Below are 12757 nucleotides of genomic sequence, written 5' to 3' on the forward strand. Positions count from 1 at the left end.
GTCTGCCGCGAAACCCGGCGCCGTGATGCCCTTTACTCGGCCCCTGGGGCGGAGTCCACCATCGACGCCATGAGAACCCGGCCCGACTGGCTGTCCATCGGGGAGTTCGCCCGGCTCGCCGGCCTCTCGATCAAGGTGTGCGTGCCCTTCTCCGGCGGGGTCGAGCCGGTCCGGGACGTCTCATGGACTGGACGTGACAGAGCCGGTTCTCCGACCCGCGCCCGCACCCGGGACCGGCGGTCGTCTGCGCCTGCCCACGGGGCGTGCGCTCCGTGGTGGACCTAACGGACCAGTAGCCCGACGAGCCGCTCCAACTCGGCGGCCGGGTCCGCGGCCAGCCCCATGTGGACCGGGCCGGCCCGCAGCACGGTGCTGCGCGGGGCGACCAGCCAGCGGAACCGCTCGCCGAGCTTCATCCCGGCGGATGCGCCGCCGCCCGTGCAGGTCGTCTCCCAGGAGTCGAGCGCGGACCGGATCGCCGCCACGTCGGCGCCCGGGTCCAGGCAGAGCAGCCGGGACTCGTCCAGGTGGGTGCGGGCGGCCAGGAAGTCGTGCCGCTGCGAGTAGAGCAGCACCCCGACGTTGATCAGCTCACCGCGCTCGATCCGGGGCACGGCCTGGATGACGGCGTACTCGTAGGGGACCCTCATGGCAGCCACGCCTCCGGCTTCGCGGCCCGGCGGGCGAGGTGGTCGAGATAGGCGTCCCGCCCGCCGTCGTCCAGCCAGTCCTCCGGGACCAGCGCGACCGCCTCGCCGATCAGCTCGGGCGTGATCCGGGCGGCCAGCGCCGGGCCCTCGGCGGCGAGCTGGGTGGCGTACGGCCTGAGCACGTGGTCGTCCCACCGGTACGGCCGGTGCACGACGCTCCCGGCGCGCGCCCAGTTGTGGTGGAAGTAGAGCGTGGCGCCGTGGTCGATGAGCCACAGGCCGCCGTGCCAGATCAGCAGGTTCGGGTTGCGCCAGCTGCGGTCCACGTTCTCCACGAAGGCGTCGAACGCCAGCACCCGGCTGGCCAGCCCGGCGTCGACGGGGTGCGCGTTCGGGTCGTAGCCGAGCGCGCCGGGCAGGAAGTCCATCCCGAGGTTGCCGCCGGCGCTGGCCTTGATCAGCTCCTGCACCTCCTCGTCGGGCTCGGCGCGCGCCACCACCGGGTCCAGCTCGACCCGGGCCAGCTCCGGCACCGGCAGCCCGAGCCGGCGCGCCAACTCCCCGGCGATCACCTCGGCGACCAGCGCCTTCGGGCCCTGCCCGGCGCCGCGGAACTTCACCACGTACGTCCCGAGGTCGTCGGCCTCGACGACGCCGGGCAGCGAGCCGCCCTCCCGCAGGGGGGTGACATAACGAATGGCGGTGATCTCACGCAGCACGCGACCACCCTAGGGCGCGCCCCGCCGACCGCGCGGGACAAGCCCCGGGGCCGGGCCGGCGCCGGGGGTCACCGGGCATCCGGCCCCTGGCGGCGCAGCTCGTCGACCTTCGTCATCGCCGAGCGCAGATCGGCCAGCCACTCCTGCGTGTGCTGCCCGACCAGGCGCACGCACCAGGCCAGCGCGTCCGACCGGGAGCGGGCCACCCCGGCGTCCACCAGCGTGTCGAGCACCTGCCGCTCGGGCTGGCGGAGCCGGGTCATCACCGGGGCGGCCAGATGCGTGAACAGCTCCGAGGTGTCGCCGCAGCGGGCGCCCCAGGCCACCTTGCGCTGGTAGCGGTGCTCGACCTGGCGGGCGATGAGGATCCGGTCGTCGCGGGTGTTCTCCCGGAACTGGGTGACCCGGCCGCTGTGGGCGGCGGCGCGGTCGGCGTCGGTGGCCTCGGCCGGCAGATCCGGCTCGGGCAGGCGGCCCCAGACGATGATCTCGTCGCGGTCGGTGACCACCTCGGGCGGCTCGACGAACCACCCGTCCGGCACCGCGCCGGTCACCCAGGCGGCGGCGTCGTCGGCGGGTGGCGGCTCGGTCCGGGCGCCGGGTGGGGCAGGGCGGAATCGCATAACGGCCTCCTCGTTCTTTGCACTGATTACATGATTACACCGCAATGGCTCAGGCCGCCAACCCGAGGGGAGGCGTCGACTTGAGCAGTCGCTCAATTCCGTCTAGCCTTCGGTTTGAGCGGTCGCTCAAAAACGGGGAGCGGCCGCTGACGACCAGGGGTGAGGTGTCTCCGCATGCGGATGGAACGGGAAAGACGGATCCGGCCGGCGAACCTGTGGCTGGCCGCGCTGATCGGGCTCTCCGGAGTGGTGTGCTTCGTCGTCACGGTGCGCTCGGGCCGTGCCGACAGCGCCCTGCTCTTCGTGGCGTTCCCGGTCGCGCTCGCCGTGGCGCTGGCCCTGACGCCGGGCCGGAGCCCGCACGGCAAGGTCTTCCGGATCACCACGATCGCGCTGCTGCTGTCCGCGGTCTGGTTGCACGAGGGCGCCATCTGCGTGCTGCTGGCCGCGCCACTGGTCTACCTGGTGGCCCATGCGGCGACCGCGGCGGCGCAGGCCGCCAGGCGCGGCGGCCGGCGCACCCTCGCCCTGCTGCCGCTGCCCCTGCTGCTGGCCGGCGGCGTGGAGGGCACGAACGCCGGCTGGCGGGTGCACCCGGACCAGTCGGTCGAGGTCACCCGCACCATCGCGGTGCCCGCGGAGCGGGTGGCCGTGATCCTGGAGGCCGGCCCGCAGCCGACCGCCGCCCGCTCGCTCGCGCTGCGGCTGCTCGACGTGCCGATGCCCGTGCACGTGCACGGGGACGGGCTGCGGCCCGGCGACCGCTGGACGTTCGTCTACCACGGCGGCTCGCACGGACCGGGCGGCGACATCGTCACCGAGGTCCGCGACGCCACCCCGCGCAGCATCACCTGGGCGGTGGTCGAGGACACCTCGATCACCAACCGCTGGGTCGGCATGCGCGACGCCACGCTGAGCTGGCACACCGTGGCCGGCGGGACAGCCGTGCGGCTGCGGATCGACTACCGGCGGGGGCTCGACCCGAGCTGGTACTTCGGGCCGCTCCAGGACCGCTTCATGCACGCCGGCGCCGATCATCTGCTGGACATGCTGGCCCTGCGATGACCGCCGCCAGGTATCTCTCCCTGCTGTTCCCGGTGGCGGCGATGCTCGGCGCGGCGGTGGGGACCGGCCGCCGGGCCCGCACCGGCGCGGCCCTGTCGTTCCTGGCGGCCGCGCTCGGCGTCGCGGGGCTCACCGAGATCCAGTCCGGGTGGTACTCGTTCGCCGCGGTGGACGGCGCTTTCCGGGGCCTGCCGGTGGACCTGTGGCTGGGCTGGGCGGTGCTGTGGGGACCACTGCCGGTTCTGCTGCACCGCAGGCTGCCGCTGCCGGCCGCGCTCGCCCTGCTGCTCTGGATCGACCTGATCGCGATGCCGGCGCTCGACCCGCTGGTCCGGCTCGGCCACCACTGGCTGCACGGGGAGCTGCTCGGGCTGGCCGTCGTGGCGCTGCCGGCGCAGCTGCTCGGCCGGTGGACCGGGACCGGGCGGCGCCTGTACGCCCGGGTCGTACTCCAGATGATCCTGTTCTCCGGCCTGATCCTCTGGCTGCTGCCGACCCTGGTCTTCACGCTCGGCGGGAGCGGCGGCTGGGATCGCCTGCTCGGCCTGCCCGGTCCGGTGCTTGCCGGGTTCGTCCAGGTCGCCGCGGTGCTCGGGGTGCCGGCGGTGGCGGCGGTCCGGGAGTTCGCGGTGCGCGGCGGCGGCACGCCGTTCCCCTGGGATCCGCCGGTGCGGCTGGTGACCACCGGGCCGTACGCCTATGTCGCCAATCCCATGCAGCTGAGCATGGTCGCCGTCCTCGTGCTGCTGGCCGCCGGCACGCGGAGCCCGGTGCTGGCCGCCGCGGCGCTCGGCGCGGTGGCCTTCTCGGCCGGTGTCGCCGCCCCGCACGAGCACGACGACCTGCGGCGCCGGCACGGGGACGGCTGGCTGGAATACCGCCGCCGGGTGCGCGACTGGTGGCCGCGGCGCAGGCCGTTCGAGGGGATCGAGCCGGCCCGGATCTGGCTGGACGACGACTGCGGGCCGTGCGCGGCGACCCGGGACCTCGTGGCGGGGCGCTCGCCCGTACGGTTGGACCTCGTGCCCGCCGCGACTCACCCGACCACGCTGTGGCGCGCCCGCTACTCGGCCGCGGACGGCTACTCGGCGTCCGGCGTGGCAGCCGTGGCGTCCGCGTTCGATCACGTCAGCCTGGAATGGGCGTACCTCGGCTGGCTCTTGAATCTCCCGGTGTTCAACCGCCTGGCGCAACTGATCGCCGACGCCCAGATCGCCCCGCCGCACCCCGCCGGAGGAGCCAGATGATTGATCAGAAGAAGCCGGACACCAAGCAGCGGCTCCTCGACGGCGCCCTCGCCGCGGTGCGCGAGCACGGCGTGAGCGGGACCTCGGCGCGGACCATCGCCGCCGCGGCCGGGGTCAACCAGGCGCTGGTCTTCTACCACTTCGGCTCGGTCGACGACCTGCTCGGCGCGGCCTGCCGGCAGGCGACCGAGCAGCGGGTGGCCCACTACGCGGACCGGTTCGCCGCGGTGACCTCGTTGCGCGAGCTGCTCCAGGTGGGCCGGACCCTGCACGCCGCCGAGCTGGCCCAGGGCAACGTCTCGGTGCTGGCGCAGATGCTCGCCGCGGCGCAGAGCAACGAGCGTCTGGCCGAGCCGATCCGGGCCACCTTCGCGCTCTGGACCGGCGAGATCGAGACGGTGTTGCGCCGGGTGCTGACCGGCTCGCCGATCGCCGAGGTCGCCGACGTGCCGGGACTGGCCCAGGCGATCTCGGCGGCGTTCGTCGGGCTGGAGCTGTTCGAGGGCGTCGACGCGGCCGGCGGGCGCCGGTCGATGGAGGCGATCGACCAGCTCGCGGTGCTGGTCGAGGTGATGGACGAGCTGGGCCCACTGGCCACCCGCGTGCTGCGTTCCAAGATCAAAAAACGCCTATAGTACGAACGCGTCCGTCCACAGCTGCCGCGAGCGCCCGGACAGCGCGTCCATCAGCCCGACCGCCTGCCCGTCGGTGAGCCCCGCCACGAAGTCGATCACCGCCCGCCCGCGCGCCCGGCTCAGCCGCTCCGGGGTGTCCCCGGGCAGTTCCACCTCGGCCAGCTCCACCAGGTCGCGCAGCCGCCGCGGCAGCCGGTCCTCCTCGTCCGGATCGGTCAGCCAGCCCAGCAGCGCCTCCACCAGCGTGGTCAGCAGCCGCCCCTGGCCGCGCTGGTGCAGGGCCAGGTCCGGCCGCGCCAGCACGAACCGGTTCTGCACGAACTTGAGGATCTGCACCTCGTGCCACTGCGCCACGGCAAGCTGCACGTGACCGCTGCGGATCGCCGCCTGTTCGGTCAGCCCCACCGAGTCGACCAGCCGCCGCGTCCAGGTCGCCGAGAACGCCGCGACCCGCGCCTCGGCCGCCACCGACCCGTCGAACGGCTGCGCCAGCAGACCGTCCACCAGCTCCGCGCGGACCAGCTCGACCGCGTCGGCGAACGCGTCGTCGTCGGCGATCCACCCCTCCTTGCGGTGCAGGCTGCGGCGCAGCGACTCGATCGCGCCGCCGGCCCGCTTCGGGTCGCTCGCCGCGCCCCAGCGCTGCCAGGCCATCAACTCGCTGGCCACGGCGCCCTGCTGCAGGACGCCGACCCGGTGCACATCTTCAAGATCATGGATCGCGTACGCGATGTCGTCCGCCGTGTCCATCACCGAGGCCTCGACGGTCTGCTGCCAGTCGGCGACCCGCCCGGCGAACGGCGCGCGCGCCGCCCGGACGTCGTTGATCTCGGTGGAGTAGGCCCCGAACTTCGCCGAGCCGGCGTCCGGGTCGTCCGGATGGGCGGCGGCCCCGCGCGGCGGCGGCTCCATGAAGCGCGGATGCGGGTCCGGGTGGCCGTGCCGGGTCCACGGGTACTTCAGGATCGCCGCGCGGGTGGCGGCTGTCAGGTTCAGCCCGATCGTGGTCTGACCGCGCACCTCGGTGCTGGTCACGATCCGGTAGGACTGGGCGTTGCCCTCGAACCCGTCGCGCAGCCCCAGCCGCTGCCGGGCCAGCCGGTCCAGCACCCGCTCGCCCAGGTGCCCGAACGGCGGATGCCCCAGGTCGTGGGCGAGCGCGGCGGCCTCCACCACGTCCGGGTCGCAGCCGCCCAGCTTCTCCGCGAGATCCGGCTGGCCGGCCCGGATCCGCTCGGCGATCGCCCGGGCCACCTGCGCCACCTTGAGGCTGTGCGTGAGCCGGTTGTGCACCAGCAGCCCGGCCCCGCCGGGGCTGATCACCTGGGTGACCCCGGCGAGACGGGCGAAGAAGGGCGAGCTGACGATCCGGTCGCGGTCCACCCGGAACGGGCTGAGAGCTAGGTCACCAGGGGCGACAGTGCTGTCGCCGAAGAGCCGGGCGGCGCGGGGATCGTCCATGCCCCGGGAGGCTACCGGGACTGCAGAGCGTCCAGCGCGACGGCCATCGCCACGACCAGCCGGCGGTCCAGGTTCGGCTCGTGGATCGCGACCCGGTAGGTGTCGCGCAGACCCCACTTGCGCTCGACCGAGAACGCGGTGCGGCCGTCGACGACGAAGTCGAAGTGGTACGGCAGCCACGACAGGTAGTCGACGAAGCGCCTGGCGATCGCCACGAAGACGTTGCGCTCCTGGCCGACGATCTCGGGCCAGCCCGGCTGCTCCAGCACCCAGGTGGAACGCAGCAGCGAGGCGCCGAACTTCTTGCGGAACAGGCCGATCGAGGCGCCGGCCGCGTCCAGCACGTCGTAGGTGGCGCCCAGGTCGATCACCTGGCGTGCCTTGAAACCGAGCACCGGGACCTGCTTGGTGTCATCGGTGTAGAGGGTCACCTGCTCCTTGAACGCGAGCCGCTTCTGCTGCGCGAAGGCGAGGACGCCGGCTTCCTGGCCGTCCGGGGTGACCGCGTGCACCTCGTACTGATTGACCATCAAACGGATGCGCTGACGCACGATGAGCTGCGTCTGCTGCTGGAGAATATCGATCGTCACCGCGGCAGTGTGCCATATGCCGTCACCAGGGCAGGATCGGTCGTCCTGCCGGCCCGTGCCTCCTGCTTTCCGCCGGCGGTCCCGGCCGGCCGGCTTACCGCCGCGGCGCGGCAGGACATTCCGGGGGCGAGCCCGGCCGGGTTTTCTGCCGGCGGCCTTTCTGAGAGCGGCCTCAGGGAGGCGGTGGGCGGGACAGCGGGGGTCAGGTCAGACTGGGCGCATGGCGAAGCGTGTTCGTACCCGTACGGTGGTGGCTCTGGCACTCGGTGCCGCGGCGGTCTGGGCCGCTCGTGATCTCCCGGCCCAGATGGGCGCGCGGGCGCGCGGCGCGCGGCGCGCCCGGATGGAGGCCTCACCCCAGTTCTCCGGCGGAAAGTTCCGCAACACTGTGCCGGCCACCGAGGTGGCCGCGGCGTCCATGCCCCGGCTGTTCGTCGCCGCGATGACCGATCGTGACGCCCGCCGGCCGCACCTGCCGGTCCCGGTCGTCACCCCGCCCCCGGCCGCGTCCGACGGCCTGCACGTGACCTGGTACGGACACTCGTCCGCGCTGGTCGAGATCGAGGGCCGCCGGGTGCTGCTCGACCCGGTCTGGAGCGAGCGCTGCTCGCCGTCCCGCCTGACCGGCCCGCGCCGCCTGCACCAGCCGCCGGCGCCACTGCGCGAGCTGCCCCCGCTGGACGCGATCGTGATCTCCCACGACCACTACGACCACCTGGACATGGAGTCCATCCAGAACCTGGTCGACCTGCAGGCGGCCCCGTTCCTGGTGCCGCTCGGCGTCGGCGCCCACCTGGAGCACTGGGGCGTTCCGCAGACCCGGATCGTCGAGCTGGACTGGAACGAGTCCCACCGGATCGGCACGCTGGAACTGATCGCCACCCCGGCGCGGCACTTCTCCGGCCGCGGCCTCAACCGCGACGAGACCCTCTGGGCCAGCTGGGTGATCAAGGGGCCGACCCGCCGCGCGTTCTACTCCGGCGACACCGGTTACTTCCCCGGCTTCGCCGACATCGGCGCCGGGCACGGCCCGTTCGACGTGACGCTGGTGCAGGTCGGGGCGTACGGCGACGCCTGGCCCGACATCCACATGGTGCCGGAGGACGGCGTCTCGGTGCACGTCGACGTCCGGGGCGGCCTGATGATCCCGGTGCACTGGGGCACGTTCAACCTGGCGCTGCACGAGTGGCCGGAGCCCGCCGACCGCACCTGGCGGGAGGCCAAGGCGCGCGGGGTGCGCCTGGCGATCCCCCGTCCGGGCGAGCGGGTCGACGTCGACAACCCGCCCCCGGTGGACGGCTGGTGGCAGCAGATCGCCTGACCCTCTTCCACCCGCCGGCCCAGGTCGCAGCTGGTCCCATGGGGGTCTCGGCGAGCGTGGATGGAAAGCGGGCCGGACCCGGGGGGAGAGGTCTCCGGTCTCATGGGGCGGCGGGCACGCAGAGCGTGACCGCCGCCGGGACCACCGACACGGTGAAGTGCCTGGTCCGCGCGCGGGCGCCGCCGTCGAGCTCGTACTCCAGCTTGGAGTCCAGCGTGACCTCGATCCGGCGGGCCCGTGTGGTCCGCACGAACGGGGAGCTGTCCGAGCGCTTCACCGCCATCGTGCCGAGCGCCCGCGCCCACTGCAGCGCGCCCTGCGCGGTCGCCACGCCGACGTCCAGCCAGCCGTCGTCCGGCACCGCGTCGTCGAAGGCGTGGATGCCGCCGGTGATCGTCCCGACGTTGCCGATCAGCACGCAGCTGGCGGCGTCGTCGAACCAGGTGGTGCCGTCCACCTTGATCTTCGTGCGCGGGGCCTCGCCCTTGACGTGGCGGATGCCGGTCCAGACGTACGCGAGCTTGCCCAGGCGGTCCTTCAGCGCCCCGTCGGCGTCCTTGATCATCGCCCCGTCGAAGCCGACGCCGGCCATCACCGCGAAGTGCTCGCCGTTGACTTTGCCCAGGTCCACCCGGCGGTGCTGGCCGGTGAACGCGATCTCGACGGCCTTCTCCAGGGACTCCGGCACGCCCAGGTTGGTGGCGAACAGATTGCCGGTGCCGGCCGGCATGATCGCGACCGGGACGTCCGAGCCGGCGACCACGTCGAGGGTGCGCTGCACCATGCCGTCGCCACCCCACACCACCAGCAGGTCCGGCTTGCGGCTCAGCGCCTTGCGGACCTTCTTCGGGGCTTTGCGGCTCTTCGGCACCTCGTACCAGATGAGTTTCTTGACGTCCTTCTCGGTGAGCCGGCGGCGCAGCTCGTCCAGCCCTCCGTCGAGGGTCTTGCGCTGATGGGCAACGACGGCGATCGTGCGGGGGGTTCGCATGTCGCCGCCGTTACCCGGGAGCCGCCGGGCGCGAAACGTCAGCGGAAACTGAAACGCCTGCGTTGCGGCTTCTTGCGACCGAACGTGGACTGGACGGTGTCGGCGCCCTGGCGCAGCAGCCGGGTCGCCCGGCTCGGCCCGCGACGTTTCTCGATGACCTCACTGAGCTTGCGGGCGCCGGCCGCACCCAGCGGCACGACGATGGCGGTAATGATCAGACGACGCAGCAGATTCCAGATCATGCCGGCCGAATACCCGCCGATCGGGCATCAGAAGCGTGCGAACGACCGAACTGGCATACGCGGGCCGTAGCGCGGGGCCATCAGGCCGCCCATCGCCAGCAGGTCGCAGACCCGGCCGCGGTGCCCGCGGAACGGCTCCAGCAGCTCCAGCATTCGTTCGTCGGTGCCGCGTGGCTCGCCGGCCAGCGCGTACGCCACGGTGTTGGGAATGTGGAAATCGCCGACGCTCACCGCGTCGGGGTCGCCGAAGGCGGTCCGGACCACCTCGGCCGCGGTCCACGGGCCGATCCCGGGCAGCGCGGTCATCCGCGCGGTGGCCTCGGCCGAGTCGGCGCAGCGCTCCAGCCGCTGGGCCACCTGGGCGGCGCGCAGCAGCGCCTGGGTGCGGCGCTGTTCGACGCCGAGCGGATGGAACTCCCAGTACGCGCTCGCGGCCACGGCGGCCGGTTCGGGCGGCAGCACCAGGCCGGCCGGGCCGGGAGCGGGCTCGCCGAAGTACCGGCAGATCGCCCGGTACGAGCGGTGCGCCTCGTTGCCGGTGACCTTCTGCTCCAGGATCGCGCGCAGCAGGCGCGGGAAGACCTGGCCGGTGGCCGGCATCCGGACCCCGGAGAAGGTCCTGGCCAGCCGGGCGACCACCGGATGACGCACGGCCAGCGCGGGGAACTCCGCGACGTCGTCGCGGAGCCCGGCGATCGCGTCGGCGCGCTCGACGACCCAGGCCGCCCCCGGCCCGAGCCCGGTGGCTACCAGTTCGCCGCCGGCGCGGGCCAGGTGGAGGGTCGCCCCGCCCTGCGGAGTACGGACGGAGAGCCAGAGCTCGCCGTCCCGGAACGTGCCGCACGGATCGTGCTTGGGCACCAGGAGCGACCGCACCGAGGCGCCGAACTGATACCGCTCCGGCGGCGTCAGACGGCGGCTCACCTCGGAAGTCACCGCTGAACTGTACTGCCGGCAAGCCGATGGCCCTGTCCCCGGTGCTGGGGTCAGGGCCATCGGACGGTGATCGAACACCCGAGAAAGGCTCGATCACCCGGTTGCGGAGCGATGCCCCGGGTGGAGGCCGGGCAGCCGCTGTGCACGTCCGGCAGGGGGAAGGACGGCCGGCGGGCCCGCAGGGGGTTCCGGGAAGGCACGACGGGAACGTGCTCTTCCCGGTACGGGCCCGCCGAACGGCTGTGCTCCGCGCGTTCGGAGAGTTACCGCACCCGGATCCGGACGATGTCGAACGCCGGGGTCTGGTTGGCGCGCTCCATCATCGGGATACGGTGCGAGCCGTCACCGGCCCACGAGGCGCACTGCGCGGTGCCGGCGGTCGGCAGGCCGGGAACCTGGATGGTGACCGTGTCCGGGGTGGCGCCGCCCTTGCTGTCCTCGGTCGCCACGAAGAACGCCGGCACCGGGTCCGGCGCGGGCGCCGAGTTGGTGTTGGCGAGCATCCGGCAGGCGGTGTGGAAGTGACCGCGGACCAGGCCGTTCTGCAGGACGCTGGACTCCACGTAGTAACCGCCCTGGCCGGCCGCGAGGAACCGGTCACGGATCAGGTTGCGGGTGCTGACCTGCAGGGTGAACGCGGTGTTCCGGTTCACCTGGCGGGGCGCCTGGGTGATCAGCAGCGACGGGTTGTTCGCGGCCGAGCCGACCTCACCGAACTCGGTGCTGACGCAGCGGTCGCCCTTCTGGAAACCGTCGTGCTGCGGCAGGTTGCTGGTGTCGCAGCTGTTGGTCAGGATGCCGAGGCCGGCGCCGGGCGGCGGGGTGCTCGGAGCGGCGCCACCGTTGTTGCCGCCGTTGTTGCCGCCGTTGTTGTTGCCGCCGTTGTTGTTGCCACCACCGTTGTTGTTGCCACCGCCGTTGTTGTTGCCACCGCCGTTGTTGTTGCCACCGCCGTTGTTGGCGCCGCCGTTGTCGCCGCCGTTGCCGGCGGGAGCGCTGGCCGCGCCGCTGGCCGGGGCGCTGGCCGGAGCGGAGGCGTTGCCGTTGTTACCACCGTTGTTGTTACCGCCGCCGTTGTTGTTGCCGCCGTTGCCACGGCCGCCGCCACGACGCCGGTCGGCGTTCGTGTTGGCCACGTTCTTCATCACCCAGTCCCGGCACCGCGCCTTCACCTGCTCGGTGGTCGCCACGTCCCCGGCGCCGTCGTCCGGGTGCTGGGTGACGGTGCCGTTGTTCGTGGTGTACGTGTCCTTGCGGGTCTGCGTGGAGAGCTTGGTCTGCCCCCCGGCCTTCAGGTTGTCGCAGGCGGCGAGCGCGGACTTGGTGCCGTCGTTGGTGCTCGCGCTGGAGATCTGCGTAACCGTCACGATGCCGCCGAACGCCGCGAGCGTGGCCGCCACGGCGATGACCCGGCGACGCCCGCTGAACCACGTCGAATCACTGGCGCGCCGGTACTTGGACCTTCGCATGGGTGACACCTTTCTTCGTCGCCGTCGGGGCGATTAGTTCGGGCTACCGCGAACGGAAGATGCGCATGGTGGTGATCACACCGATCACCAGCGCGGCAGCAAGGACGAGCAGAACTACTGTGTTGCTGAGGCCCGGCACCCCACCGCCGTTGCTGGCGGCGGCGATCATCTGGTTGTCGATCGGCACCGGGCCCTTCTGGCCGGTGGCCGGCGCGGGAGCGGTGGGCAGCGCGCCGTAGTCGACGATGCCGCTGCTCTCCAGCAGGGTCATGTGCGTCATCACGAACTGGTTGGCCTGCTGGGCCAGCTTCCGGACGGTGTCGTTGCGGGTGCTCGCCCGGATGGTGCCGATGGCCGGGAAGATCTTGCCGTGCGCGGCGCGGAGCCGGTCGACGAAGATCTGGTCGAACTGCGCCCCCTCGGCGTTCTTCATCTCGTTCAGCCAGCCCTGCTGATCGTCGTTGGGCTGGTTGGGCAGGTCGATGCCGAGCTTCTTGGCCGCCGCCCGGTCCAGGTTGTCCAGGGCGACGTGCTGCTGGGCGATCGACTTGCCGATCTTGACGACGTTCGGGTCGTCCGACTTCTCCTGGGCCATGTTGCCGGCCGGGACCTCCCACAGACCGGCCAGCCGGACCTTGATCACGAAGTCGACGTCAGCGGCGCTGACCGAGCCCTTCGCGGTGTCGGTGAGCCCCGTGTTCGGGGGGACCGGCACCGCGTCGTCGGCCAGAGCCGGCGCGGCCGGTGTCAGCAGGAACGCCAACGACACAGCCGCGGCGCCGACCAGCCAGGACTTCATCTTTCCACC

General features: G+C 72.6%; 13 protein-coding genes and 1 pseudogene. 4 read left to right on the plus strand and 10 right to left on the minus strand.

Annotated elements, in window-relative coordinates:
- Nucleotides 1-281: 281 nt before the first annotated feature.
- The 3 genes from Asi03nite_RS17175 to abmR form a co-directional block, all read right to left on the minus strand.
- Nucleotides 282-650, minus strand: a complete 369-nt coding sequence (locus Asi03nite_RS17175) for a DUF3037 domain-containing protein (protein WP_203680916.1) — start codon at nucleotides 648-650, stop codon at nucleotides 282-284.
- The gene (locus Asi03nite_RS17180; protein ID WP_203680917.1) at nucleotides 647-1369 is read right to left on the minus strand and encodes a HipA family kinase; all 723 of its coding nucleotides are present in this window, start codon (nucleotides 1367-1369) and stop codon (nucleotides 647-649) included. The genes Asi03nite_RS17175 and Asi03nite_RS17180 overlap by 4 nt, the downstream gene beginning before the upstream one ends.
- A gap of 68 nt (nucleotides 1370-1437) precedes the next feature.
- On the minus strand, nucleotides 1438-1992 hold the full coding sequence (gene abmR, locus Asi03nite_RS17185) for an ATP-binding transcription factor AbmR (RefSeq protein WP_203680918.1): 555 nt from the start codon (nucleotides 1990-1992) through the stop codon (nucleotides 1438-1440).
- A 174-nt stretch (nucleotides 1993-2166) separates the two neighbouring features.
- Between abmR and Asi03nite_RS17190 the strand changes: the two genes are divergently transcribed.
- From Asi03nite_RS17190 to Asi03nite_RS17200, 3 genes and pseudogenes are all read left to right on the plus strand, one after another.
- Complete coding sequence (locus Asi03nite_RS17190) at nucleotides 2167-3057, plus strand: SRPBCC family protein (RefSeq protein WP_373872126.1); 891 nt, start codon at nucleotides 2167-2169, stop codon at nucleotides 3055-3057.
- A pseudogene (locus Asi03nite_RS17195) lies at nucleotides 3054-4379 on the plus strand (methyltransferase family protein). The gene Asi03nite_RS17190 and the pseudogene Asi03nite_RS17195 overlap by 4 nt, the downstream one beginning before the upstream one ends.
- On the plus strand, nucleotides 4376-4939 hold the full coding sequence (locus Asi03nite_RS17200) for a TetR/AcrR family transcriptional regulator (RefSeq protein WP_373872127.1): 564 nt from the start codon (nucleotides 4376-4378) through the stop codon (nucleotides 4937-4939). Before Asi03nite_RS17195 ends, Asi03nite_RS17200 begins: the two are co-directional and overlap by 4 nt.
- Here Asi03nite_RS17200 and Asi03nite_RS17205 read toward each other — a convergent pair.
- Together Asi03nite_RS17205 and Asi03nite_RS17210 are read right to left on the minus strand one after the other, a co-directional pair.
- Complete coding sequence (locus Asi03nite_RS17205) at nucleotides 4934-6400, minus strand: deoxyguanosinetriphosphate triphosphohydrolase family protein (protein WP_203680921.1); 1467 nt, start codon at nucleotides 6398-6400, stop codon at nucleotides 4934-4936. The genes Asi03nite_RS17200 and Asi03nite_RS17205 overlap by 6 nt on opposite strands.
- 11 nt (nucleotides 6401-6411) lie before the next feature.
- On the minus strand, nucleotides 6412-6930 hold the full coding sequence (locus Asi03nite_RS17210; RefSeq protein WP_203681015.1) for an LURP-one-related family protein: 519 nt from the start codon (nucleotides 6928-6930) through the stop codon (nucleotides 6412-6414).
- A gap of 280 nt (nucleotides 6931-7210) precedes the next feature.
- Here Asi03nite_RS17210 and Asi03nite_RS17215 point away from each other — a divergent pair, with 280 nt between their 5' ends.
- Nucleotides 7211-8311 (plus strand): MBL fold metallo-hydrolase, encoded by a 1101-nt coding sequence (locus Asi03nite_RS17215; protein ID WP_203680923.1) that lies wholly within the window; start codon nucleotides 7211-7213, stop codon nucleotides 8309-8311.
- 100 nt (nucleotides 8312-8411) lie between these two features.
- Here the strand turns inward: Asi03nite_RS17215 and Asi03nite_RS17220 are convergent, their stop codons facing one another.
- From Asi03nite_RS17220 to Asi03nite_RS17240, 5 genes are all read right to left on the minus strand, one after another.
- Entirely contained in the window at nucleotides 8412-9302 is an 891-nt protein-coding gene (locus tag Asi03nite_RS17220; RefSeq protein WP_203680924.1) for a diacylglycerol/lipid kinase family protein, read from the minus strand.
- A gap of 38 nt (nucleotides 9303-9340) precedes the next feature.
- A complete protein-coding gene (locus Asi03nite_RS17225) occupies nucleotides 9341-9544 on the minus strand; it encodes a hypothetical protein (protein WP_203680925.1) in 204 nt (67 codons plus the stop codon).
- Between the two features lie 27 nt (nucleotides 9545-9571).
- Nucleotides 9572-10540: a DNA-3-methyladenine glycosylase family protein gene (locus Asi03nite_RS17230; RefSeq protein WP_373872129.1), complete on the minus strand. Its 969-nt coding sequence runs from the start codon at nucleotides 10538-10540 to the stop codon at nucleotides 9572-9574.
- A 203-nt stretch (nucleotides 10541-10743) separates the two neighbouring features.
- Nucleotides 10744-11949 carry a Pecanex-like protein 1 gene (locus Asi03nite_RS17235; protein ID WP_203680927.1) on the minus strand — a complete coding sequence of 402 codons (1206 nt, stop codon included), beginning with the start codon at nucleotides 11947-11949 and terminating at the stop codon, nucleotides 10744-10746.
- Between the two features lie 43 nt (nucleotides 11950-11992).
- Nucleotides 11993-12748: a DUF4142 domain-containing protein gene (locus tag Asi03nite_RS17240; RefSeq protein WP_203680928.1), complete on the minus strand. Its 756-nt coding sequence runs from the start codon at nucleotides 12746-12748 to the stop codon at nucleotides 11993-11995.
- Nucleotides 12749-12757: the final 9 nt, after the last annotated feature.

Origin of the sequence: Actinoplanes siamensis, from assembly GCF_016862395.1 — a bacterium.
Lineage (GTDB): Bacteria > Actinomycetota > Actinomycetes > Mycobacteriales > Micromonosporaceae > Actinoplanes > Actinoplanes siamensis.

Excerpts from the sequence above, each read along its gene's own strand:
- Asi03nite_RS17215 (WP_203680923.1), top strand. The coding sequence starts at position 7,211 with ATGGCGAAGCGTGTTCGTACCCGTACGGTGGTGGCTCTGGCACTCGGT.
- abmR (WP_203680918.1), bottom strand. The coding sequence starts at position 1,992 with ATGCGATTCCGCCCTGCCCCACCCGGCGCCCGGACCGAGCCGCCACCC.
- Asi03nite_RS17190 (WP_373872126.1), top strand. The coding sequence starts at position 2,167 with ATGCGGATGGAACGGGAAAGACGGATCCGGCCGGCGAACCTGTGGCTG.
- Asi03nite_RS17230 (WP_373872129.1), bottom strand. The coding sequence starts at position 10,540 with ATGGCCCTGACCCCAGCACCGGGGACAGGGCCATCGGCTTGCCGGCAG.
- Asi03nite_RS17175 (WP_203680916.1), bottom strand. The coding sequence starts at position 650 with ATGAGGGTCCCCTACGAGTACGCCGTCATCCAGGCCGTGCCCCGGATC.
- Asi03nite_RS17205 (WP_203680921.1), bottom strand. The coding sequence starts at position 6,400 with ATGGACGATCCCCGCGCCGCCCGGCTCTTCGGCGACAGCACTGTCGCC.
- Asi03nite_RS17240 (WP_203680928.1), bottom strand. The coding sequence starts at position 12,748 with ATGAAGTCCTGGCTGGTCGGCGCCGCGGCTGTGTCGTTGGCGTTCCTG.
- Asi03nite_RS17225 (WP_203680925.1), bottom strand. The coding sequence starts at position 9,544 with ATGATCTGGAATCTGCTGCGTCGTCTGATCATTACCGCCATCGTCGTG.
- Asi03nite_RS17235 (WP_203680927.1), bottom strand. The coding sequence starts at position 11,949 with ATGCGAAGGTCCAAGTACCGGCGCGCCAGTGATTCGACGTGGTTCAGC.
- Asi03nite_RS17220 (WP_203680924.1), bottom strand. The coding sequence starts at position 9,302 with ATGCGAACCCCCCGCACGATCGCCGTCGTTGCCCATCAGCGCAAGACC.
- Asi03nite_RS17210 (WP_203681015.1), bottom strand. The coding sequence starts at position 6,930 with ATGGTCAATCAGTACGAGGTGCACGCGGTCACCCCGGACGGCCAGGAA.